Source organism: Geodermatophilus obscurus (assembly GCF_900143215.1).
Taxonomy (GTDB): Bacteria; Actinomycetota; Actinomycetes; order Mycobacteriales; family Geodermatophilaceae; genus Geodermatophilus; species Geodermatophilus obscurus_A.
In genome coordinates this window covers 50,193-71,747 of the sequence record NZ_FRDM01000016.1, presented here as the reverse complement: position 1 = coordinate 71,747, position 21,555 = coordinate 50,193, and the positions used below count along the sequence as shown (strand labels likewise).

The 21,555-nt window shown below is 75.0% G+C and carries 22 protein-coding genes; 14 read left to right on the top strand and 8 right to left on the bottom strand.

Annotation, left to right across the window (positions count from 1 at the left end; all coding sequences use genetic code 11):
- The first annotated feature begins 130 nt into the window (after positions 1-130).
- Genes galT through BUB17_RS15470 form a run of 4 tightly spaced genes read left to right on the top strand, consistent with a single transcriptional unit; the run spans position 131 to position 4,353 of the window.
- Complete coding sequence (gene galT / locus BUB17_RS15485) at positions 131-1,219, top strand: galactose-1-phosphate uridylyltransferase (RefSeq protein ID WP_083606355.1); 1,089 nt, start codon at positions 131-133, stop codon at positions 1,217-1,219.
- The gene (gene galK / locus BUB17_RS15480) at positions 1,216-2,373 is read left to right on the top strand and encodes a galactokinase (RefSeq protein ID WP_072919437.1); all 1,158 of its coding nucleotides are present in this window, start codon (positions 1,216-1,218) and stop codon (positions 2,371-2,373) included. Before galT ends, galK begins: the two co-directional genes overlap by 4 nt.
- A 29-nt stretch (positions 2,374-2,402) precedes the next feature.
- Positions 2,403-4,064, top strand: coding sequence for a sodium:solute symporter family protein (locus BUB17_RS15475; protein ID WP_175561383.1), 1,662 nt, complete (start codon positions 2,403-2,405; stop codon positions 4,062-4,064).
- 10 nt (positions 4,065-4,074) lie between these two features.
- Positions 4,075-4,353: a hypothetical protein gene (locus tag BUB17_RS15470; protein ID WP_072919428.1), complete on the top strand. Its 279-nt coding sequence runs from the start codon at positions 4,075-4,077 to the stop codon at positions 4,351-4,353.
- Positions 4,354-4,422: 69 nt separating this feature from the next.
- Here the strand turns inward: BUB17_RS15470 and BUB17_RS15465 are convergent, their stop codons facing one another.
- The gene (locus tag BUB17_RS15465) at positions 4,423-5,532 is read right to left on the bottom strand and encodes a sulfite oxidase (protein ID WP_072919427.1); all 1,110 of its coding nucleotides are present in this window, start codon (positions 5,530-5,532) and stop codon (positions 4,423-4,425) included.
- A 217-nt stretch (positions 5,533-5,749) separates the two neighbouring features.
- Positions 5,750-6,412 carry an IclR family transcriptional regulator gene (locus BUB17_RS15460; protein ID WP_280173886.1) on the bottom strand — a complete coding sequence of 221 codons (663 nt, stop codon included), beginning with the start codon at positions 6,410-6,412 and terminating at the stop codon, positions 5,750-5,752.
- Between the two features lie 123 nt (positions 6,413-6,535).
- On the opposite strand from BUB17_RS15460, the gene leuC reads away from it, so the two are divergent.
- Both leuC and leuD read left to right on the top strand, forming a co-directional pair.
- A complete protein-coding gene (leuC, locus tag BUB17_RS15455) occupies positions 6,536-7,960 on the top strand; it encodes a 3-isopropylmalate dehydratase large subunit (RefSeq protein ID WP_072919423.1) in 1,425 nt (474 codons plus the stop codon).
- Between the two features lie 23 nt (positions 7,961-7,983).
- Positions 7,984-8,589 carry a 3-isopropylmalate dehydratase small subunit gene (gene leuD / locus BUB17_RS15450; RefSeq protein WP_072919421.1) on the top strand — a complete coding sequence of 202 codons (606 nt, stop codon included), beginning with the start codon at positions 7,984-7,986 and terminating at the stop codon, positions 8,587-8,589.
- 107 nt (positions 8,590-8,696) lie between these two features.
- Here the strand turns inward: leuD and BUB17_RS15445 are convergent, their stop codons facing one another.
- Genes BUB17_RS15445 through cofC form a run of 3 tightly spaced genes read right to left on the bottom strand, consistent with a single transcriptional unit; the run spans position 8,697 to position 12,393 of the window.
- Positions 8,697-9,641 carry an NUDIX hydrolase gene (locus BUB17_RS15445; RefSeq protein WP_072919419.1) on the bottom strand — a complete coding sequence of 315 codons (945 nt, stop codon included), beginning with the start codon at positions 9,639-9,641 and terminating at the stop codon, positions 8,697-8,699.
- Complete coding sequence (locus BUB17_RS15440; protein ID WP_072919417.1) at positions 9,631-11,706, bottom strand: RNA degradosome polyphosphate kinase; 2,076 nt, start codon at positions 11,704-11,706, stop codon at positions 9,631-9,633. Before BUB17_RS15440 ends, BUB17_RS15445 begins: the two co-directional genes overlap by 11 nt.
- Before the next feature lie 48 nt (positions 11,707-11,754).
- Positions 11,755-12,393, bottom strand: coding sequence for a 2-phospho-L-lactate guanylyltransferase (gene cofC / locus BUB17_RS15435; RefSeq protein WP_244277250.1), 639 nt, complete (start codon positions 12,391-12,393; stop codon positions 11,755-11,757).
- 139 nt (positions 12,394-12,532) lie between these two features.
- Here cofC and BUB17_RS15430 point away from each other — a divergent pair, with 139 nt between their 5' ends.
- Genes BUB17_RS15430 through BUB17_RS15420 form a run of 3 tightly spaced genes read left to right on the top strand, consistent with a single transcriptional unit; the run spans position 12,533 to position 15,503 of the window.
- Complete coding sequence (locus BUB17_RS15430) at positions 12,533-13,348, top strand: lysophospholipid acyltransferase family protein (protein WP_072919415.1); 816 nt, start codon at positions 12,533-12,535, stop codon at positions 13,346-13,348.
- The gene (locus BUB17_RS15425; protein WP_072919413.1) at positions 13,345-14,361 is read left to right on the top strand and encodes an NAD(P)H-dependent glycerol-3-phosphate dehydrogenase; all 1,017 of its coding nucleotides are present in this window, start codon (positions 13,345-13,347) and stop codon (positions 14,359-14,361) included. The genes BUB17_RS15430 and BUB17_RS15425 overlap by 4 nt, the downstream gene beginning before the upstream one ends.
- Positions 14,358-15,503, top strand: a complete 1,146-nt coding sequence (locus tag BUB17_RS15420; protein WP_072919411.1) for a cystathionine gamma-lyase — start codon at positions 14,358-14,360, stop codon at positions 15,501-15,503. The genes BUB17_RS15425 and BUB17_RS15420 overlap by 4 nt, the downstream gene beginning before the upstream one ends.
- Before the next feature lie 49 nt (positions 15,504-15,552).
- Here BUB17_RS15420 and BUB17_RS15415 read toward each other — a convergent pair whose 3' ends face one another.
- Complete coding sequence (locus BUB17_RS15415) at positions 15,553-16,356, bottom strand: CDP-alcohol phosphatidyltransferase family protein (protein WP_083606359.1); 804 nt, start codon at positions 16,354-16,356, stop codon at positions 15,553-15,555.
- Positions 16,357-16,448: 92 nt separating this feature from the next.
- Between BUB17_RS15415 and BUB17_RS15410 the strand changes: the two genes are divergently transcribed.
- Both BUB17_RS15410 and BUB17_RS15405 read left to right on the top strand, forming a co-directional pair.
- The gene (locus BUB17_RS15410; RefSeq protein WP_072919404.1) at positions 16,449-17,603 is read left to right on the top strand and encodes a D-alanine--D-alanine ligase family protein; all 1,155 of its coding nucleotides are present in this window, start codon (positions 16,449-16,451) and stop codon (positions 17,601-17,603) included.
- A complete protein-coding gene (locus tag BUB17_RS15405; RefSeq protein ID WP_072919403.1) occupies positions 17,600-18,244 on the top strand; it encodes a hypothetical protein in 645 nt (214 codons plus the stop codon). The genes BUB17_RS15410 and BUB17_RS15405 overlap by 4 nt, the downstream gene beginning before the upstream one ends.
- Positions 18,245-18,362: 118 nt before the next feature.
- On the opposite strand, the gene BUB17_RS15400 is transcribed toward BUB17_RS15405, so the two are convergent.
- Both BUB17_RS15400 and BUB17_RS15395 read right to left on the bottom strand, forming a co-directional pair.
- Entirely contained in the window at positions 18,363-18,890 is a 528-nt protein-coding gene (locus BUB17_RS15400) for a DUF3515 domain-containing protein (protein WP_244277246.1), read from the bottom strand.
- Between the two features lie 101 nt (positions 18,891-18,991).
- Entirely contained in the window at positions 18,992-19,225 is a 234-nt protein-coding gene (locus tag BUB17_RS15395) for an Lrp/AsnC ligand binding domain-containing protein (protein WP_012950031.1), read from the bottom strand.
- A gap of 92 nt (positions 19,226-19,317) precedes the next feature.
- Between BUB17_RS15395 and BUB17_RS15390 the strand changes: the two genes are divergently transcribed.
- The 3 genes from BUB17_RS15390 to BUB17_RS15380 are packed head-to-tail and all read left to right on the top strand — an operon-like array spanning position 19,318 to position 21,474.
- A complete protein-coding gene (locus tag BUB17_RS15390) occupies positions 19,318-20,352 on the top strand; it encodes a thiamine-phosphate kinase (protein ID WP_072919399.1) in 1,035 nt (344 codons plus the stop codon).
- Positions 20,336-20,845 carry a GNAT family N-acetyltransferase gene (locus tag BUB17_RS15385; protein WP_072919398.1) on the top strand — a complete coding sequence of 170 codons (510 nt, stop codon included), beginning with the start codon at positions 20,336-20,338 and terminating at the stop codon, positions 20,843-20,845. The genes BUB17_RS15390 and BUB17_RS15385 overlap by 17 nt, the downstream gene beginning before the upstream one ends.
- Positions 20,842-21,474, top strand: coding sequence for a cytidylate kinase-like family protein (locus BUB17_RS15380; RefSeq protein WP_072919396.1), 633 nt, complete (start codon positions 20,842-20,844; stop codon positions 21,472-21,474). The genes BUB17_RS15385 and BUB17_RS15380 overlap by 4 nt, the downstream gene beginning before the upstream one ends.
- Positions 21,475-21,555: the final 81 nt, after the last annotated feature.

Below are 21,555 nucleotides of genomic sequence, written 5' to 3'. Positions count from 1 at the left end.
GCCCCCGGCCATCCGGCCGGGGGCTCTCGGCGTCCCCCGACCTGTCGAAGTGGCCGCGTTCCTGGGCCGGGTCTAGCGTCGGGACGCCGGTCACGCACCGTGATGAGCGGCGGGAAGGTGGGGCGCACCAGTGATCCGGACGAGTCGTCGGCTGGCCGACGGCCGGGAGATCCTCTACTTCGACGCCGGGGACACCGCGCCGCCGCGGGACGCCGAGGACCCCCGCGACCTGCCCCCCGTCAGCACCCGGTCGCAGCTGCGGTGGGACCCGCTGCTCGGCGAGTGGGTGGTCCTGGCCTCGCACCGGCAGACGCGGACCTTCCTCCCGCCGGCGGACCTCTGCCCGCTGTGCCCGACCCGGCCCGGGCGCGAGCCCACCGAGGTGCCCGAGGCCGACTACCAGGTGGTCGTCTTCGAGAACCGCTTCCCCTCGCTGGCGACGGCGGTCGAACGCGACGTCCCCCCGACCGCGCCCGGCGCGCCGCTGACCGAGCTGCGGCCCGGCTTCGGCCGCTGCGAGGTCGTCGTCTTCACCAGCGAGCACGACCGGTCCTTCGCCACGCTGGGCGCCGAGCGCGCCCGGCTGGTGGTCGACGTGTGGGCCGAGCGCACCGCGGAGCTGTCGGCGATCGAGGGGGTCGAGCAGGTCTACGTCTTCGAGAACTCCGGCGAGGAGATCGGGGTGACCCTCTCCCACCCGCACGGGCAGATCTACGCGTACCCGTTCGCCACGCCGCGGGTGGAGAAGCTGCTGGCCTCCGTCGAGCGGCACCGGCGCGAGACGGGCGGCGACCTGTTCGCCGACCTGGTGTCCGCCGAGCGCGCCGGGCCGCGGGTGGTCGCCGCCAACGAGCACTGGACGGCGTTCGTGCCGGCCGCCGCGCGCTGGCCCTACGAGCTGCAGCTCTTCCCGCACCGCCGGGTGCCCGACCTGCCCGCGCTCACGGCTGCGGAACGCGAGGCACTGGCCGGGGTCTACCTCGACGTGCTGGGCCGCTTCGCCCGCCGCTTCGACACCCCGATGCCCTACATCGCCTCCTGGAACCAGGCGCCGGTCACCCGCGGGCGCGAGGACTGGTGGCTGCACCTGCAGCTGTTCTCGCTGCGCCGGGCGCCCGGGAAGCTGAAGTACCTGGCCGGCTCGGAGTCCGGCATGGGTGCCTTCATCAGCGACACGACCCCCGAGGACGTCGCGGAGCAGTTGCGGAACGTGCGTTGAGCGCCGCCGACCGGGCCCGCCAGGCCTTCGCGGAGGCCTTCGGCGACCGGCCGGAGGGGATCTGGGCGGCGCCCGGCCGGGTGAACGTGATCGGCGAGCACACCGACTACAACGAGGGCTTCGTGCTGCCGGTGGCGCTGCCGCAGACCACGCGCGCCGCGGTCGCCCGCCGGGACGACGGGCTGGTCGCGCTGGTCTCCGCACAGCACCCCGGCGCCCGGGTGCAGGTGCCGGTCGCCGGGCTCGCGCCGGGGCGGCCGGACGGCTGGGCCGGCTACCCGGCCGGCGTCGTCGACGCGCTGCGCGACCGCGTGCCCGGCGGGGTGAGCGTGCTGGTCGACGGCGACGTCCCGGTGGGCATGGGCCTGTCGTCGTCGGCCGCGCTGTCCTGCTCCGTGGCGCTGGCGCTGCGCGACCTGGCCGCCCCCGAGCTCGCCGTCGCCGACCTGGTCGACGTCGCGCGCCGGGCGGAGAACGACTTCGTCGGCGCGCCCACCGGCATCCTCGACCAGTCCGCGTCGCTGCTGTGCACCGCCGGCCACGCGCTGTTCCTCGACACCCGCGACCGCGGCTCCGAGCAGGTGCCGCTGGACCTGCAGGGGGCCCGCCTGGAGCTGCTCGTCGTCGACACGGGGACCACGCACGACCACGCCACCGGCGGCTACGGCGACCGGCGCCGCGAGTGCGAGCGGGCCGCCGAGCGGCTCGGGGTGCGCGCACTGCGCGACGTCCCGGACGTGGCCGCGCTCGCCCCGCTCGACGACGGCACGCCCGAGGGGAGGGTGCTGCTGCGCCGCGCCCGGCACATCGTGACCGAGAACGCCCGGGTGCTGGAGGTCGTGCGGATCCTGCGCGAGACCGGGGACCCGGCGGCGATCGGGCCGGTGCTGACCGCCGGGCACGCCTCGCTGCGCGACGACTTCGAGATCTCCACCGTCGAGCTGGACACCGCCGTGGCCACCGCGCTGGAGGCCGGCGCCGCCGGCGCCCGCATGGTGGGCGGCGGCTTCGGCGGGAGTGCCGTGGTGCTGGTCGACGCCGGCCGCACCGAGACCGTCGCGCGGGCGATCACCGACCGCTTCGCACAGCAGGGCTTCCCCCCTCCGCGGGCCTTCGCGGTCGTGCCCTCCGCAGGCGCCCGTCGCCTGGCCTGACCCACACCCCCACCGGAGGTCACCCAGCCGTGGAAGCACTGCGTCTCGACGCCTCGTTCGTCGACTACCTGCTCGTCGCCGCCTACTTCGGTGTGGTGATGCTGATCGGCTTCGCGGCCCGCCGGCGGGTGTCCGACAGCCTGGACTTCTTCCTGTCCGGGCGGTCGTTGCCCGCGTGGGTGACCGGCCTGGCGTTCATCTCCGCCAACCTCGGCGCGGTCGAGATCATCGGCATGTCCGCCAACGGTGCCCAGTACGGCATGTCGACCATGCACTACTTCTGGATCGGCGCCGTCCCGGCCATGCTGTTCCTCGGCGTCGTGATGATGCCGTTCTACTACGGGTCGAAGGTCCGCAGCGTCCCGGAGTTCATGCGCCGGCGGTTCGGCACCGGTGCCCACCTGGTCAACGCGCTGTCCTTCGCGCTGGCCCAGGTGCTCATCGCGGGGATCAACCTGTTCCTGCTGGCCACGATCGTCAACGCGCTGCTCGGCTGGCCGCTGTGGATCTCGCTGGTCGTCGCGGCCGCGGTGGTGCTCAGCTACATCACCCTCGGCGGGCTGTCGGCGGCGATCTACAACGAGGTGCTCCAGTTCTTCGTCATCGTCGCGGCCCTGCTGCCGTTGACCCTGATCGGGCTGCACCGCGTCGGCGGGATCGGCGGGCTGATCGACGAGGTCACGGCCACGGACGGTCCCGAGCAGCTCTCCTCGTGGCCGGCCACCGACCTGTCGGGCTTCCAGAGCCCGGTCTGGTCGACGATCGGGATCGTGTTCGGTCTGGGCTTCGTGCTCTCCTTCGGCTACTGGACGACGAACTTCGTCGAGGTCCAGCGGGCGATGGCGACGAAGTCGATGTCGGCGGCACGCAGCACGCCGATCATCGGGTCCTTCCCGAAGATGTTCGTGCCGTTCATCGTGGTGATCCCGGGCCTGATCGCCGGGATCCTGGTCCCGGAGATCCAGCAGCTCAAGGCCGGTCAGCCCAGCGGTCTCTCCTACAACGAGGCGCTGCTCGGCCTGGTCCGCGACGTGCTGCCCAACGGCCTGCTCGGGGTCGCGATCGCCGGTCTGCTGGCGGCGTTCATGGCCGGTATGGCCGCCAACATCTCCGCCTTCAACACGGTCTTCAGCTACGACCTGTGGCAGACCTACGTGATCAAGGACCGGCCCGACTCCTACTACCTGGCCGTCGGCCGGTGGGCCACGGTGGGGGCGACGGTGGTGGCCATCGGGACGGCGCTCATCGCGGCCGGCTACCAGAACCTGATGGACTACCTGCAGACGCTGTTCGGCTTCTTCAACGCCCCCCTGTTCGCGACCTTCATCCTCGGCATGTTCTGGAAGCGGATGACGGCGACGGCGGGCTGGGCCGGACTGGTCTCGGGCACGCTGGCCGCGATCACCGTCTTCGTCCTGTCGGAGGCCGGGGTGTTCGACCTGCCCGGCCAGGGCGCGGCGTTCGTCGCGGCCGGAGCTGCCTTCGTCGTCGACATCCTGGTCAGCGTCGCGGTCACCATGGTGACCCAGCCCAAGCCGGCGCACGAGCTGGTCAGCCTCGTCTACTCCGAGACGCCGAAGGAGCAGCGCACCGACCCGGAGGCGCACCGACTGCCGTGGTACCAGTCACCGACCAAGCTGGCGAGCATCTCGCTGGTCATGGTCATCGGCCTGAACCTGATCTTCCGCTGAGGAGCCGGACATGAGTGAGCAGCGTCAGCACGCGGCCGGGGCCTTCGACGTCCGCAACGTCATCGCCGGCCTGATCGGCTTCTACGGCGTCGTGCTGGTCCTCATGGGCCTGTTCGGCAACTCCCCGGCCGAGCAGGCGAAGACCGGCGACGTGAACGCCAACCTGTGGGCCGGCATCGCGATGGCCGTCTTCGCGGTCACGTTCGCCGTGTGGTCCTGGCTGCGGCCGGTGGTGGTCGACCCGGGAGCCGACGTGGCCGGCGACGACGACCGGCCCGCCCCGCACTGAAGGAGGGACCCCGTCCTGCCCACCCGGGCCCGCTCAGGCGGAGCCCGGGACGGGGCCACGTCAGGCGACTCAGCCCGCCAGCACGGTCACCAGCACCCGCTGCACCAGGTTGTTCGCCATGCCCTGCCGGTTCCACACCTGCTCGGTCGGCTGGCTGCCCTCGGCGTCGGTCGCGCGGGCGAGCAGCTCCCAGCTGCCCGGCTCCGCCGTCCAGGGGAACGTCCAGGCCCGCCAGGCCCACGGGTGCGCCGGGTCGGCCGGGGCGACCTCGGCGGGGGACCAGGTGGCCCCGCCGTCCGTGCTGACCTCGACGCCCCGGATCGGCGCCCGGCCGGACCAGGCCCGTCCGGTGAGCGTCACCGGCCCCGGGCGCAGGAAGCGCTCGCGGGTCATGAAGTCCGGCCAGCCCGGCGGGGCGAGCAGCGCCCGGGGCGCGATGCGGGTCACCGGCTCGCCGGCGTCGGCGGAGTCGACCTCGAGCCGGTAGGCGCGGGCGTTCTGGTAGCCGTCGAAGGGGTGGTCGAGCACCTCGACGCGGGTCAGCCACTTGACGTGCGCCATGCCGTACCAGCCGGGCACCAGCAACCGCAGCGGGGCACCGTGCTGGGGCGGCAGCGGCATCCCGTTCATGCCCCAGACCAGCAGCACCTCCGGGCGCACCGCCTCGGCCAGCGGCAGGCCGCGCGCGTAGTCCTGCTCGACGCCGCGCTCCACACCGTGGTCGGCGCCGGTGAAGGCGACGTCGACCGCGCCGTCGGCCACCCCGGCCTCCTCCAGCAGCGGGGCCAGCGGGGTACCGGTCCACTCGGCGGTGCCGACGGACTCCAGCAGCCAGGGCTGGCTCACCGGCCGCGGCTCGTAGCGGGCGCGGCCGTTGCCGGCGCACTCGAGCAGCACCCGTGCGGTGACGGCCGGGCGGCTGCGCAGGTCGTCGAGGGGAAGCCGCAGCGGGCGGGCGACCGCCCCGCCGACCTGCAGCGACCAGCTCGCCGGGTCGACGGCGGGGATGTCGTAGTGGGTGAGCACGTAGTGCAGCCCGGGCGGTGTCACGTCGTAGCGCAGCGCCTCCAGCGGCATCCCGTGGTTGCGGGTGGCCAGCGCCAACTCGTCGAGGCCGATGCCCTCGCCGGGCTCGGCGATCCGGGCGCGGCCGCGGTACGTGGGCCCGGTGGTGGTCATGGGCCCAGTGTTCGCCGAACGGCCCGCGAGGGGAACTGCCCGGTCGGTCAGGGGCGTCCGAGGGCCTCCCGTGACCCCGCGGCCCAGCCACCCCGCGGCCCCAGCTGCTCCACCTCGCTGATCATGGGGTTGTTGCACGGGGCACGCGGGGACACGCCGCGGGGCCCGGCACGAGTCCCATGATCAACGCTGGAGGGGGCGGGAGAGGTCGGGAGGCTCAGCGGGCGGCGCGGGAGATCGCGCCTGCGGCATCGAGCACCGCGCCGACCACCTCGGGAGCGGGTCGGCGGCCCAGCCGCTCGACCGGCCCGGAGATGGAGACCGCCCCCAGCACCGCGCCTGTCACGTCGCGGACCGGCGCCGACAGTGACGCCACCCCGGGCTCGCGCTCGGCGATGCTGTGCGCCCAGCCCCGGCGGCGGACGTCGAGCAGCGTGCGGGCCGTGAAGCTGGCGCTGGGCAGCAGCGGCGTGACCTCGTCGGCGGGGGCGAAGGCGAGCAGCGCGTGGGCCGCCGAGCCCGCGGTCAGCGGCAGCCGGGCGCCGACCGGCACGGTGTCGCGCAGCCCGTGCGCCCGCTCAGCGGCGGCCACGCACACCCGGCTGCCGCCGTCCCGGACGTAGAACTGGGCGCTCTCCCCGCTGGCGTCGCGCAGGGCGACCAGGTGCCGGCCGGCGAGCTCGGCGAGGTCGGCGACCCCGCGGCCGAGCTCGGCCAGCGCCGGGCCGGGCGCCCACGCGCCGACCGGGGTGCGCCGGACCAGGCGGTGCCCCTCGAGGGCCACGGCCAGCCGGTGCGCGGTCGCCCGGGGCAGCCCGGTGCGCGCCACGAGCTCGGCGAGGGTCGCCGGCTCGGCGGCCACGGCACGGAGGATGGCCACCGCTTTGTCCAAGACGGCGACGGGGTTAGGCTGTCCCACACAGCAATACTCGCATCCCACACCGTGAGATGACCAGTCCGGTCCTCGCAGGGGAGCGGGCCCCGACACCTGGAGGGACCAGCCGTGCCGAAGACCCTGGCGGAGAAGGTCTACGACGCCCACGTCGTGCGCAGCGCCGCGGGCGAGCCGGACCTGCTCTACATCGACCTGCACCTGGTGCACGAGGTGACCAGCCCGCAGGCCTTCGACGGCCTCCGCGCCGCCGGCCGCCGGGTCCGCCGCCCCGACCTCACCATGGCCACCGAGGACCACAACGTCCCGACGCTGGACATCCTCAAGCCCATCGCCGACCCGGTCAGCCGCGCGCAGGTCGAGGCGCTGCGCAGGAACACCGCCGAGTTCGGCATCCGGCTCGCGCCCATGGGCGACCGCGACCAGGGCATCGTGCACGTCATCGGCCCGCAGCTGGGTCTCACCCAGCCGGGCACGACCATCGTCTGCGGCGACAGCCACACCTCCACCCATGGAGCCTTCGGCGCGCTGGCGTTCGGCATCGGCACCAGCGAGGTCGAGCACGTGCTGGCCACGCAGACCCTGCCGCAGTACCGGCCCAAGCAGATGGCCGTCACGGTGAACGGCGAGCTGCCCGAGGGGGTCTCGGCCAAGGACGTCATCCTGGCCGTCATCGCGAGGATCGGCACCAACGGTGCCGCCGGCCACGTCATCGAGTACCGCGGCAGCGCCATCGAGGCGCTGTCGATGGAGGCCCGGATGACGATCTGCAACATGTCGATCGAGGCCGGTGCCCGCGCCGGGCTGATCGCCCCGGACGAGACCACCTTCGACTTCCTGCAGGGCCGCCCGCACGCCCCGCAGGGCGCCGACTGGGACGCCGCCGTCGAGTACTGGCAGACGCTGCGCACCGACGAGGACGCCGTCTTCGACACCGAGGTCGTCCTCGAGGCCGCCGAGCTCACGCCGTTCGTCACCTGGGGCACCAACCCGGGGCAGGGCCTGCCGATCGCCGGCTCGGTGCCGGACCCGGCGACCATGGCCGACGAGGACGAGCGCCGGTCCGCCGAGCAGGCACTGGCCTACATGGGGCTGACCCCGGGCACGCCGCTGCGCGAGATCGAGGTGGACACCGTCTTCCTCGGTTCGTGCACCAACGGCCGGATCGAGGACCTGCGGATCGCCGCCGAGCTGCTGCGCGGCAAGCACATCGACCCGCACACCCGGATGCTCGTCGTCCCCGGGTCGGTCGGCGTCAAGCTGCAGGCCGAGGCGGAGGGCCTGGACCAGGTGTTCACCGAGGCCGGTGCCGAGTGGCGGGGCGCCGGGTGCTCGATGTGCCTGGGCATGAACCCCGACCAGCTCCAGCCGGGGGAGCGGTCGGCCTCGACCAGCAACCGCAACTTCCAGGGCCGGCAGGGCAAGGGCGGGCGCACCCACCTGGTGTCGCCGTCCGTCGCCGCGGCCACCGCGCTGACCGGGCGGCTGACCGCCCCCGCCGACCTGGCCGACGCCCCCGTCCCGGCCGCCGTCTGACCCGCACTGGAGCCCCGAGAGCCATGGACGCCTTCACCACGCACACCGGCACGGCCGCCCCGCTGCGCCGCAGCGCCGTCGACACCGACCAGATCATCCCGGCGGAGTACCTGAAGCGGATCACCCGCACCGGTTTCGAGGACGGCCTGTTCGTCGCCTGGCGCAGGAACGAGCCGGACTTCGTGCTCAACCAACCGCAGTACGCCGACGCGTCGATCCTCGTGGCCGGTCCCGACTTCGGCACCGGCTCCTCCCGCGAGCACGCCTGCTGGGCGCTGCTCGACGGCGGGTTCCGCGTGGTCATCAGCTCGCGGTTCGCCGACATCTTCAAGAACAACTCGACGAAGTCCGGGCTGCTCACCGTCGTCCTGCCGCAGGCCGAGGTCGAGGCCCTGTGGGCGGCGGTGGAGGCCGTCCCCACCACGCAGGTGACCGTCGACCTGCAGGAGAAGCAGGTCACCTACGGCGGGCACAGCGTGCCGTTCGAGATCGACGGCTACACCCGCTGGCGGCTGCTGGAGGGCCTCGACGACGTCGGGCTCACCGAGCGGCACCTGGCCGACATCGAGGCCTTCGAGGCCCGCCGTCCGGCCTGGCTGCCGAAGGCCCTGCCCGCCCTCCCCGCCTGACGGCGCTCCGCGGTGATCAGGTGACCTGATCACCCGGTGTCCTCCCTCACCGTGGGACGTGGGGGAGGACACACCATGATCAGGTGACCTGATCATGGTGTCCTTCCTCAGCGCAGGCGGGTGGAGGCTGGGTCCTCGGTGTCGGCCGAGAAGTCGCGGTAGTAATCGGCGGCCAGCGCCCCCGGCCGGCCGGTCAGCACCCAGGTGCTGCCCTTCGCCGCCGGCGGGAACAGCGCTCCGGAGGTGCCCGCGACGCGGACGCCCAGGGATGCGAGCACCGACGGGATCGCTCCGCCCTGGCTGCAGACGACGGTCACGCCGGGCCGGTCGCGCGGCGCGAGGAGCCGGTCGACGACGGCCAGGGCCGCCTGCGGATCGGCGGCGTACTCCTCCTCGCCCAGCTCGCGCAACGGGTGGACGGCGCAGGCCAGCCGCTCGGCCAGTGGCTCGAGCGTCTCCCGGCAGCGGACCCGCTCGGCGCTCAGCAGCTCGACCGGGCGGAACAGCGGCAGCACCGAGGCCAGCTGCCCGGCCTGCCGGCGACCCCTGCCGTCCAGCGGCCGCAGCTCGTCGGGCCCGTTCCAGTCCGACTTGCTGCCGGCCTTGGCGTGCCGGACCAGCAGCAGCGCGGGCTCCCGCGGGACGTCGGTGCGCGCCAGGTCGGCCAGCACGGCGCGGTCGTGCGCGTGGGTGACCACTGCGCAGGCCTCGTCGACCGGCAGCCAGCGCAGCTGGTCGACCTCGTCGTTGGGCACGAACTCCCCGCCGACCACGCGCATCAGCCAGTAGTCGACCCGCTTGGGGCCCTCCGGCACCTCGTACTCGGTGCGCACGCTGCGCCGGCCGACGACGACCTGCAGACCGGTCTCCTCGGCGACCTCGCGCACCGCCGTCTGCAGCAGGTGCTCGCCCTCGTCCGGCTTGCCCTTGGGCAGCGACCAGTCGTCGTAGCGCGGACGGTGCACCAGCGCCGTCTCCACGCCGCCGCCGGCGGCCGGGCGCCACAGGGCGCCGCCGGCCGCGCGGACGGGGCGGCTCTCCTCAGCCGGCATGGTCGACCGCCGCCGCCATGAGCTCGGCCTGGTAGTCGCACTCGCCGGTGCGCGTCCACGCGCCGTCGCTGCCCAGCTCCCAGCAGCGCACGCCGTCGGCCATCGCGGCGTCGAAGACGTCCTGCAGCTGGCGCGCGGCGGTGTCGTCGCACACCCGCAGCAGCACCTCGACGCGCCGGTCGAGGTTGCGGTGCATGAGGTCGGCGCTGCCGAGCCACCACTCACCCTCGCCGCCGTTGGCGAACCACATCGCCCGTGAGTGCTCCAGGAAGCGGCCGACGATGGAGCGCACCCGCACGTGCTCCGACAGATCCGGGACGCCGGGACGCAGCGAGCAGATGCCGCGGATGAGCAGCTCCACCGGCACCCCGGCCGACGACGCCTCGTACAGCGCGTCGATGAGCTCCTCGTCGACCAGCGAGTTCACCTTGATGCGGATGCCGGCGGGCCGGCCCTCGCGGGCGTGGCGGGCCTCCCGCCGGATCTTCTCCACCAGCCCGGGGCGGATGCCGTGCGGCGCCACCATCAGCCGGCGGTAGGTCGTCTGCCGCGAGTAGCCGGTGAGGGTGTTGAACAGATCGGTGAGGTCGGCGCCCACCCGCGGGTCGGCGGTCAGGATGCCGAGGTCCTCGTAGAGCCGGGCGGTCTTGGGGTTGTAGTTGCCGGTGCCGATGTGGCAGTAGCGGCGGATCACGCCGTGCTCCCGGCGCACCACCAGCGCCGTCTTGCAGTGGGTCTTGAGCCCCACCAGCCCGTAGACGACGTGGCAGCCGGCCCGCTCCAGCGACCGGGCCCAGCTGATGTTGGCCTCCTCGTCGAAGCGCGCCTTGATCTCCACGAGGACGACGACCTGCTTGCCGGCTTCGGCGGCGTCGATGAGCGCGTTGACGATCGGCGAGTCACCCGAGGTCCGGTACAGGGTCTGCTTGATCGCCAGCACGTCCGGGTCGGCGGCGGCCTGCTCGATGAAGCGCTGCACGCTGGTCGCGAACGAGTGGTACGGGTGGTGGACGAGCACGTCGCCCTCCCGCAGCGTGGCGAACACGCTCTTGGGCGTCTCGCCCTCGGAGAGGCGCGGGTGGGTGGCCGGCACGAACGGCTCGTCCTTGAGCTCGGGGCGGTCGAGCCCGTAGAGCTCCCACAGCGCGGCGAGGTCGAGCAGCCCGGGCACGTGGACGACGTCGGACCTGCCGACCTCCAGCTCGCTGACCAGCACGTCGAGGACCGCCGGGTCCATCGGCTCGGCGACCTCCAGCCGCACCGCCGGCCCGAAGCGGCGGCGGGCCAGTTCCCGTTCGAGGGCCTGCAGCAGGTCCTCGTCGCGGTCCTCCTCGACCTCCAGGTCGGCGTTGCGGGTGACCCGGAACAGGTGGTGGCCGATGACGTGGAGGCCCGGGAACAGCTGCGGCAGGTGTGCCGCGATGAGGTCCTCGAGGGGCAGGAACGTCGCACCCGAGGCCGGGTCGACCGTTCCGCCCGCCCCCACGGACACGAACCGCGGCACGTTGTTGGGCACCTTGAGCCGGGCGAAGCGCGGGGCGCCGGTGTCGGGGTCGCGCACCTGGACGGCGAGGTTCAGCGACAGGCCGCTGATGTAGGGGAAGGGGTGCGCCGGGTCGACCGCCAGCGGGGTCAGCACCGGGAACACCTGGTCGCGGAAGTAGTCCCGCAGCCGCTTGGCCTCGTCGTCGGCCAGCTCGCCCCAGTGCACGATGCGGATCCCGGACTCCTCCAGTCGCGGGCTGATGTCCTTGGTGAAGACGTCGGCGTGCCGGTGCACCAGGTCGCGGGTCCGCTCGGTGACCTGCGCCAGCTGCTCGCGGATGGTCAGCCCGTCGGGCGAGCGGACCGTCAGGCCGGTGCTCTGCCGGCGCTTCAGACCGGCGATGCGGACCATGTAGAACTCGTCGAGGTTGCCGGCGAAGATCGCCAGGAACTTGACCCGCTCCAGCAGCGGCAGGGAGTCGTCCTCCGCCAGCTCGAGCACACGGGAGTTGAAGTCCAGCCACGACAGCTCGCGGTTGATGTACCGGTCGGCGGGGGCGCCGGGTCTGGTCGGGGGCACGGGCTCATGGTGCCGCAGTCCGGTGGCCGGCGGGCGGTGGGCAGCAGGTCAGCCGAGGGGCCGGGCCGCCCCGCCGAGCAGTGCCGCGGTGTGCGGCCCGACGCCGAGCGCGAGGACGGCGCGCAGGTCGCCAGGCGTGTCGACGTCCCGCTCCAGCCCCGGCCAGTCGCCGGTCAGCGGAACGGCGCCGCCGGCTGCGTGCCGCTGCGCCGACCCGGTCCCGAAGGCGGGGCGTAGGTCGGTGCCGGCGGCGGTGAGCAGCGTCGTCCCGGTGCCCTGTGCGTCGGGGACGAAGCAGCGCGGCGCGGCCTCCGCCGCGGCGAGGGCGGCGGTCAGCTCCTCCGGGCGCAGGGCCGGCAGATCCGAGGCGAGCGCCGCCACCGCCGTCCCCCCGGTGGCCCGGGCGCCGTGCTCGAGGGCCGGGTTGAGACCGCGGTCGGGCTCGTCGGGGGCCGTGCGGGCACCCAGCCGGGTGACCTCCGCGGCGGCCGCGGGGTCGTCGGTGACGACCAGGACGCCGGCGACGGCGGGCGAGGCCAGCGCCGCGGCGACGGTGTCGGCGAGCAGCGCCAGGACCAGCCGGTCGTGCGCGTCCGGCGGGCCGTCCAGGCCCTCGGGCAGCGGCGTGAGCCGGGTCTTGGCCAGCGGCAGCCGCTTCGCCGGGACGACGACCGACCACGCGCGCACGACCACAATGTGAGCACACCTGCGGCGATGCGGACCGGACGGCCGGACCCGGTGCGCCCGGGGAACCGGTGCAGGGCCGATCATGGGTCCCACGACGTCCCGGCCGGGCATGGCCGGGCGGTCACGAGGGGAGGAACCGGTGACGCAGCAGGGGTCCTCGGACGCCGGGGTGTCGCGCCGTGCCGGAACCCCGCCGTCCCGGTGGCGCACCCGCAGGCCGCTGCCGCCGGCCCTGGCGTTCTGCGTCGCGGTGATCTACCCGGTCACCGCGCTGCTGTTCCGGATGCGGTACCGGCACGCCGAGCGCTTCCCCAGCACCGGCCCGGTGCTGGTGGTGGCCAACCACGTGTCGGTGCTCGACCCGCTGGCGTGCGCCCGGCTGGTCTGGGACTGCGGCCGCGTTCCGCACTTCCTGGCCAAGGAGGGGGTCTTCGCGGGGGCGGCCGGGCGGATCCTGCGCGCCGCCGGGCAGATCCCGGTGGCCCGCGGCCGGGCCGAGGCCCGCGCCGCACTGGCGGCCGCCGAGGCGGACCTCGCCGCCGGCAACGTCGTGGTGGTCTACCCGGAGGGGTCGGTCACCCGGGACCCCGACTGGTGGCCGATGGAGGCCCGCACCGGGGTGGCGCGCCTGGCGCTGAGCACCGACGCCGTCGTCCTGCCGGTGGCCCAGTGGGGACCGCAGCGGGTGCACGACTACCACGCCAAGCGGCTGCACCTGCGGCTGCGCGCGCCCGCCGACTACCTGGTCGGCGAGCCGCTGGACCTCACCGACCTGCGGGCGCAGGTGCGCGCGGGCCGGCCGATGAGCGGGGAGCTGCTGCGCGAGGTGACCGCCCGCATGATGGCCTGCGTGCGCGACCAGCTGGCCGAGCTCCGCGGGGAGCCGGCACCCCCCACGACCACCCCGCACCCACGGCGAGCGCTGCCCGGCGACCTGCCGGGGAGCGCCGCGTGAACCCGCTCGAGGGCACGGGCCCCCGGGTCGCCGTCCTGGGTGCCGGCTCCTGGGGGACCACGTTCGCCAAGGTGCTCGCCGACGCCGGCTGCTCGGTGCTGCTGCACGCCCGCCGTCCGGAGCTGGCGCACGCGATCGGCGAGACGCGCGAGAACGCCGAGTACCTGCCCGGCATCCGGCTGCCCGACCGGCTGCGTGCCACCGCGGACGCCGCCGAGGCCCTCGCCGACGCCGACATCGTGGTGCTCGCCGTCCCCTCCCAGTCGCTGCGGGACAACCTCACCGAGTGGGCGCCGCTGCTGCCGGCCGACGCGGTCCTGCTCTCGCTGATGAAGGGCATCGAGCTGGGCAGCACCAAGCGGATGAGCCAGGTGATCTGCGAGGTCACCGGCGCCGGCCCCGACCGGGTCGCCGCGCTGTCGGGCCCGAATCTGGCGCGCGAGATCGCCGAGGAGCAGCCGGCCGCCACCGTGGTGGCCTGTACCGACCACGACCGCGCGGCGCAGGTGCAGGCGGCGTGCCACACCCCCTACTTCCGGCCGTACACCAACCAGGACCTGGTGGGCTGCGAGCTCGGCGGCGCGGTGAAGAACGTCATCGCGCTGGCCTGCGGCATCACCGAGGGCATGGGCTTCGGCGACAACACCCGCGCCTCGCTCATCACCCGCGGCCTCGCCGAGACCGCCCGGCTCGGCGCCGCCCTCGGCGCCGAGCCGACCACCTTCGCCGGGCTCGCCGGCCTGGGCGACCTGGTGGCCACCTGCAGCTCCCCGCTGTCGCGCAACCGGACGTTCGGGGAGCGGCTGGGGCGCGGCATGTCCATCGAGGAGGTGCAGCAGAGCACCCGGCAGGTGGCCGAGGGGGTCAAGAGCTGCCGGTCGGTGCTGGACCTGGCGCGGGCGCACGGGGTCGACATGCCGCTCACCGAGGCGGTCGTCCGGGTGTGCCACGACGGCGTCCCCGTGACCCAGATGGTGAAGGAGATCATGTCCCGGGAAGCGAAGCCGGAGTGAGCGACGGGACGTGGGGCGACGGCACCCGGTCGGTCCGGGCCGGTGAGGAGGCGCCCGTGCCGGGTGCGCCGCTGCGGCCCTCGCCGGTGTTCGCCGCCCCGTACCACCTGGGTGACCGCCCGCCCCGCGCGGACGGCGCCGACGCCTACGCGCGCACCGAGCACCCGACGCTGCGGGTCTTCGAGGCGGCGGTCGGCGAGCTCGACGGCGGCCGGTGCCTGTCCTTCGCCACCGGCATGGCCGCGATCAGCGCGGCGGTGCTGGCCGTCGTGCGCGCCGGCGACCGCGTGGTGCTGCCGTCGGACGGCTACTACGCGACCCGGCTGCTCGCCCGCGACGAGCTCGAGCGCTACGGCGTGACCGTCGAGTACGTGCCCACCCCGGAGATCGGTGCGGTCGCGGCGCGCGGCGACCTCGAGGGCGCCGCGCTGGTGCTGCTCGAGACGCCGAGCAACCCGCTGCTCGACGTCTGCGACGTCGCCGCCGTCGCCCGCGCCACCCGCGCCGCCGGAGCGGTGCTCGCCGTCGACAACACCACCGCCACACCCCTGGGCCAGCGGCCGCTGGAGCTCGGCGCCGACCTCACCGTCGGCAGCGACACCAAGGCGCTCACCGGGCACAGCGACCTGCTGCTCGGCCACGTCAGCACCACCGACGAGGCGCTGTACGCGCGCCTGAAGTCCCATCGCGACCACACCGGCGGCACGCCCGGACCCTTCGAGGCGTGGCTCGGGCACCGCTCCATGAGCACCCTGGACCTGCGGCTGGCCCGGCAGGCGACCACCGCGGCGGCGGTCGCCGACCTGCTCGCCGCGCATCCGGCGGTGAACGGCGTCCGTTGGCCGTGGCGGCCCGAGGACCCCTCCCACGACCTCGCCGCCCGGCAGATGCTGCGGCCGAACGGGATCGTCTCCGCCGAGCTGCCCGACGAGGCGGCGGTCGCGCGGCTGCTGGCGGCCGGCCGGCTCTGGACGGCGGCCACCAGTTTCGGCGGGGTGCACAGCACCGTCGACCGGCGGGCGCAGTGGGGTGGTGACGCCGTTCCGGAGGGGTTCGTGCGGCTCTCCTGCGGCATCGAGGACACCGCCGACCTGGTCGCCGACCTCACCGCCGCGCTGGATGCCGCCCTCGACGTCCGGTAGCGCCCAGGCGCGTCCCCGGTCCCGCCGGCCCCTGCCGAGGAGTCCCTCGTCAACCCGTGGTGGCCGGCTCCCCGCGCCGGCGGCGGGCCGCCCGCGCGGTCAGCCAGAGGCTCACCGCGACGTAGTAGACGAGGTAGGCCAGCGACAACGCCACCACGACCGGGTGCGGGTCGGGCACCTGCACCAGCAGGACGGCGTAGCTGACCAGCCAGACCACCGTCAGCGCCAGGCTCAGCGCCCGCAGCGCCTGGGTGCGCGAGGGGTACAGGTAGCGGACCGGCACGAAGACCAGGACCGAGCAGACCACCAGCACCGCCGCGATCGCGCCCGGCCCGAGGTCCAGGACGATCGCGTAGAAGGCGACGACGTTCCAGTAGCTGGGGAAGCCCAGGAACGTGTGGTCGTCGGTCTTCGCGTCCACCCGGCAGAACTGGTAGCTGGAGGCCAGCAGCGGCAGCGCGGCCACGACCCACCCGAGCACGCCGTCGGGCAGCGACCCGGTGGTCCACAACAGCACGACGGGGGCGAAGGCGTAGGTCAGGTAGTCGACGATGTCGTCGAGCCGGGCCCCGTCGAACCAGGGGATCGTCTCCTTGACCCGCATCCGGCGGGCGAGCATCCCGTCGGTGCCGTCCACGACGAGGGCGATCAGGCCCAGCCAGAGCGCGGCCACCGCGTCGCCGTCGAACGCGGCGAGCACGATGAGCAGCGCCAGCACCGTGCCGCTGGCGGTGTAGAGGTGCACGGCGGCTCCGGCCAGCCGCAGCCCACGCGGGAAGGACGGCGGGACGACGTCGTCGGCCGCCGTCCCCGGGAGGCTCCCGCCGGGCGGGACGGCCAGGTTCTCGCGCATCGACGACGAGGTTCCCACACCACGGGTGCGGCGGCGCGGTTCACCGCCCGTCGTCCGGGCCCGTCGGGCGGCCTCCACTAGGGTCGGCCGCGATGAGCGGACAGGCGGGCAAGCTGCGGATCGCGGTCGTCTTCGGCGGCCGCAGCGCGGAACACTCCATCTCCTGCGTCTCCGCCGGGGCCGTCCTCGCGGCGCTGGACCCCGACCGGTACGACGTCGTCCCCGTCGGCATCGCCCGCGACGGCCGCTGGGTGCTCGCCGACCCGGCGCAGCGCCTGGCGATCGCCGACGGGGAGCTGCCGGAGGTCACGGGCGGGACGGCGGTCTCGCTGGTGGGCGACCCGGGGGGACGGGGGCTGGCCGTCCTCGAGCCGACCGCCGGCATGGCCTCCGCGCTGACCGAGGTTGACGTCGTCTTCCCGGTGCTGCACGGCGCGTACGGCGAGGACGGCACCATCCAGGGCCTGCTGGAGATGAGCGGCATCCCGTACGTGGGCTCGGGCGTCTTCGCCAGCGCGGCGTCGATGGACAAGGAGTTCACCAAGAAGCTGCTGGCGGCCGCCGGGCTGCCGCAGGGTGCCCACGTCGTGCTGCGGGACGCGTCGGGCGCGGTGTCGGCCGATCCCGGCGTGCTCGACGACGCCGCCCGCGAGCGGCTGGGCCTGCCGGTGTTCGTGAAGCCCTGCCGCGCCGGGTCCAGCATCGGGATCACCAAGGTGACCGACTGGGCGCAGTTGCCCGAGGCCGTGGCGACCGCCGCCGCGGTGGACCCCAAGGTGATCGTGGAGGCCGCCGTCCCCGGACGGGAGGTGGAGTGCGGCGTGCTCGCCCGGCCGGACGGCCCCCCGCAGGCCAGCCTGCCGGCCGAGATCCGGTTGCGCCCGGGCACCGAGTGGTACGACTTCGCCGCCAAGTACCTCGACGACGCGGTCGACTTCGACGTGCCCGCCGATCTCACCCCGGAGCAGACCCGGCTGGTGCAGGACACCGCGCGCACGGCGTTCCTGGCGCTGGACTGCCGCGGCCTGGCGCGGGTCGACTTCTTCCTCGGCACCGGCGCGGACGGCGCCGACCGGCTCGTGGTCAACGAGGTCAACACCATGCCCGGCTTCACCCCGATCTCGATGTACCCGCGGATGTGGGCGGCGACCGGCGTCGACTTCGCCGCGCTCGTGGACCGGCTCGTCGAGGTCGCCCTGGCCGCCCGACCGGCTGCCGAGGCGACGCTGGACGGCACCCGGGCGTGAGCCCGCCGGCGGTCGCCCGGCACGGCAGCCTGGTGCTGCTGCTGGCCCTGCTGCCGGGCTGCGCGCCCCCGTCCGACGGCGGGGCGTCCGCCGCACCCGCCGCGGCGACGCCGAGCACCTCCGGGGAGCTCGAGGAGCTGGTCGTCCCCGCCGTGCCGTCCGGCCTGCCGCGGGTCCCCGACGACGCCCTGTCACCGCCGGCGGGGGAGAAGTCGGTGGAGGACGTCGCCGGCTACGCCGAGGATCCGGCCCGTGAGCGCGAGGTGCTGCGCGACTACGGCTACCGGTTCGGCTGGGAGCGCTACTGGGGGTCCGGGGCGGGTCCGCTGACCACCGTCTTCACCCACCAGTTCGAGACGCCCGACGGCGCCGCGGCCTTCACCCGGGACGTGGCCGAGCACGACGGCGACGTCTACGGCGGCCTGCTGCGCGAGGAACCGCCGGTCCTGCCCGACGGCTGCCGGCTGCTGCAGCTCGCCGAGGGTGCCCCGGCGGCCGGGGTGGCCTCCCCGGCGGCGTTCGCCTGGTGTGCGCGGGGGGTGTTCAGCATCGCGGTCACCGCGGTCGGCGGGTCGCTGGACTCGGTGACCGAGGAGGTGCGGGCCGTGGTGGTGGCCCAGCTGGACCGGCTGCCGGCCTGACGAGCGCCGCGGCCCTCCTGCAGGGGCCCGCCGCGAGCTCGCGAGTGGCGGGGGCAGTGGAAGGACCCCGACCTCCTCCCGCCTCGCACGCTCGGCGCGAGCCTCGGGACGGGGCCGTTCAGCCGCCGGCGTCGACCGGCTGCACGGGGAGGGTGGCGCCGATGACCGGGCCGAGCGCGGTCACCGGCGCGCTGTCGGTGTCGGCGGAGACGGTCACCCGCACGTACACCGGCCGGTCGACGGCGGTCCACGCGATGCTGTCGGGGTCGCTGGTGTCCACCAGCCAGTCGACGCCGTTGACCTGGATCAGCGGGGACGTCGGCTCCAGCGCGGCCGGCCGCTCGACGCCGCAGACCAGCACGACCGGCGGCTCGCCCCAGGCGTAGGCGTAGGGGCTGTCGGACTGCACCGGGCGGGACGGCTCGCCGGCCAGCTCGAGGGGGAGCGCGCCCATGAGCGCCGGGCAGGCGGCGTCGGCCTCCGGGGTCACCGGGGGCACCGCCACCGGCAGCGGCGGCAGGTCGGCCCGCCCGGGGGCCGGCGTCCCCCCGACGTCGGCGACCGCGTCGTCCCCGGCGCCGCCGTCGTCGTCCCCACCGACGACGCGGGTGAGCACCAGCAGCACGACCACCAGCGGCAGGACCACGGCGGTGACGACGAGCGCGACGCGGCGCAGCGGGTCGTCCGGCCGGGACGGCTGCGGCGACGGCTCCCCGGGATCCGGGGCGGGGTCCTCGGTCAGGGCGCTCAGATGTTGACGACGGGGCAGGTCAGCGTGCGGGTGATGCCGTCGACCGACTGCACCCGGGCGACGACCAGCCGGCCGAGCTCGTCGACGGTCTCGGCCTCGGCCCGCACGATCACGTCGTAGGGACCCGTGACGTCCTCGGCCTTGGTGACACCGGAGATCTCGCTGATGCTCGACGCCACCTGGGCGGCCTTGCCGACTTCGGTCTGGATGAGGATGTAGGCGTGGACCACTGGAGACCTTTCCTCGGGCGGCGCTGCCGGTGCGGCGTCCGCACCGGTGGGCGGACAGTTCGGCAACCTACCCCAGCAGGCTGGAGGAACCGGTGACTCGTCCCCGCCCGCTGGTCCCGCGGGACGACCCGGCCGACAGCGTGCGCGTGGTCGGCGAGTTCGGCGTGATCGCCCGCGTGCTCGCGCGCTCCGGTGCGGCCCGGGTCGCCGACGTCGGACCCGGTGACGACGCCGCCGTGCTGCGCGCCCCCGACGGCCGCGTGGTCGCCACCACCGACGTCCTCGTCGAGGGCCGGCACTTCCGCCGCGACTGGTCCTCGGCCGAGGACGTCGGGCACAAGGCGGCCGCGGCCAACCTCGCCGACGTGGCCGCGATGGGCGCGGTGACGACCGCGCTGCTGGTCGGGCTGGCCTGCCCGCCGGACACCCCGACGACGTGGCTGGAGGGCGTGGCCGCCGGCCTGGCCGAGGAGTGCGCGCCGCTGGGCGCGGCCGTCGTCGGCGGCGACACGGTGTCGTCGGCCCCCGACAGCGGCGCCGTCGTCCTGTCGGTGACCGCGCTGGGCGACCTGGAGGGCCGGGCGCCGGTGCTGCGCTCGGGTGCCCGGCCGGGCGACGTGCTCGCCCTGGCCGGCCGGCTGGGCTGGTCGGCGTGCGGCCTCGCCGTGCTGCGGCGCGGGTTCACCAGCCCGGCCGCGGCGGTGGCCGCGCACCGGCGCCCCACGCCGCCCTACGCCGCCGGGCCGGCCGCGGCCGACGCCGGTGCGACGGCGATGTGCGACGTCAGTGACGGGCTGCTCGCCGACGCCGGGCACCTGGCCGAGGAGAGCGGCGTGCTCGTCGACGTCGACCGGGCGGCGCTGGTCCGGGCCACCCTGGAGCTGCCCGGCCCGCTGCAGCAGGTGGCGGCCGCCCTCGGCGGGGACCCGATGGCCTGGGTGCTGACCGGTGGGGAGGACCACGCGCTGCTGGCGACCTTCCCGGCCGGCTCCGGCCTGCCGGAGGGTTGGGCGACGATCGGCACGGTGCGCGCGGGGGACCCTGGCGTGCGGGTCGACGGCGAACCGGCCGAGGCGGCGGCCGCGGCCGTCGGGGCGGAGGGGACCGGGCATGCGCACTTCCGCTGAGGCCCGGCTGGCCGACGGCCGCCCGGTCACGCTGCGCGCCGTGGCCTACGACGACCTGCTCGCCGGGGAACTGGTGGCCCGCGTGCAGCAGGAGTACGTGGCCCGCTACGGCGGTCCCGACGAGGCGGTCGTCGACCCGGCCGAGTTCACTCCGCCGGCCGGGCTGTTCCTCGTCGCCGAGGTGGACGGCGTCCCCGCCGGGTGCGGCGGCTGGCGGGCGCACGAGCCCGGCGTGGCCGAGGTCAAGCGCGTGTACGTGGCCCCGGAGTTCCGCCGGCAGGGTCTGGCGCAGCTGCTCATGGCCGCGCTCGAGGAGAGCGCGGCCGCGGCCGGCGCCCGGTCGGTGGTGCTCAACTCCGGGTCCCGGCAGCCCGAGGCGCTGGCGCTGTACGCCGCCCTCGGCTACACCTCTGCACCCGGGTACGGCGTGTACGCCGGCCTGCCCGGGGCGGTGTTCCTGGGCAAGCGGCTGGACGGTGAGGAGGAACGGTGAGCGGAGCCGGTGTGGTGACCATCTCGGCCTCCTACGGCTCGGGCGGTGACCAGGTCGGTCCGGCCGTGGCCGCGCACCTGGGCCTGCTCTTCCACGACCGGGCCATCCCCGCGCAGGTGGCCGGCCGGCTGGGCATCCCGCTGGCCGAGGCCGAGGCCAACGACGAGACCGTCGCCCGCGGGCTGTGGCGGATCGTCGCCTCGCTCGGCAGCATGCCCGACCCGATGGGCGGCGTCGTCCCGGTGACCGAGCAGCTCGACGAGCGGACCTTCCGGCTGCAGACCGAGCGGGTGGTGCGCGAGATCGCCGACGGCCCGGGCGGGGTCGTCCTCGGCCGCGCCGCCGCGCTGGTGCTCGGCGACCGGCCCGGCACGCTGCACGTCCGCCTCGACGGCCCCGAGGAGCGGCGGCTCGACGCGGTGGTGGTGCGCACCGGACGCCCGCGCGACGAGGTGCGGCGCGAGCTGCGGGCCAACGACGCGGCGCGGGAGGGGTACGTGCGGCGGTCGTACCGCGTCGACGCGACCTCGCCGCGCAGCTACCACCTGGTGATCGACAGCACGGCCCTGCCGCTGCAGACGGTCGTCGATCTCGTGGTCGAGGCCGCCCGCGCCCGCGGCATCGGCTGAGTGCTCCGACGGGAGCGGCCCGGACGCGTCGGAGCCCGGAGGTCCGAGGACCTCCGGGCTCCGCATGGCGATCGGCCCCCT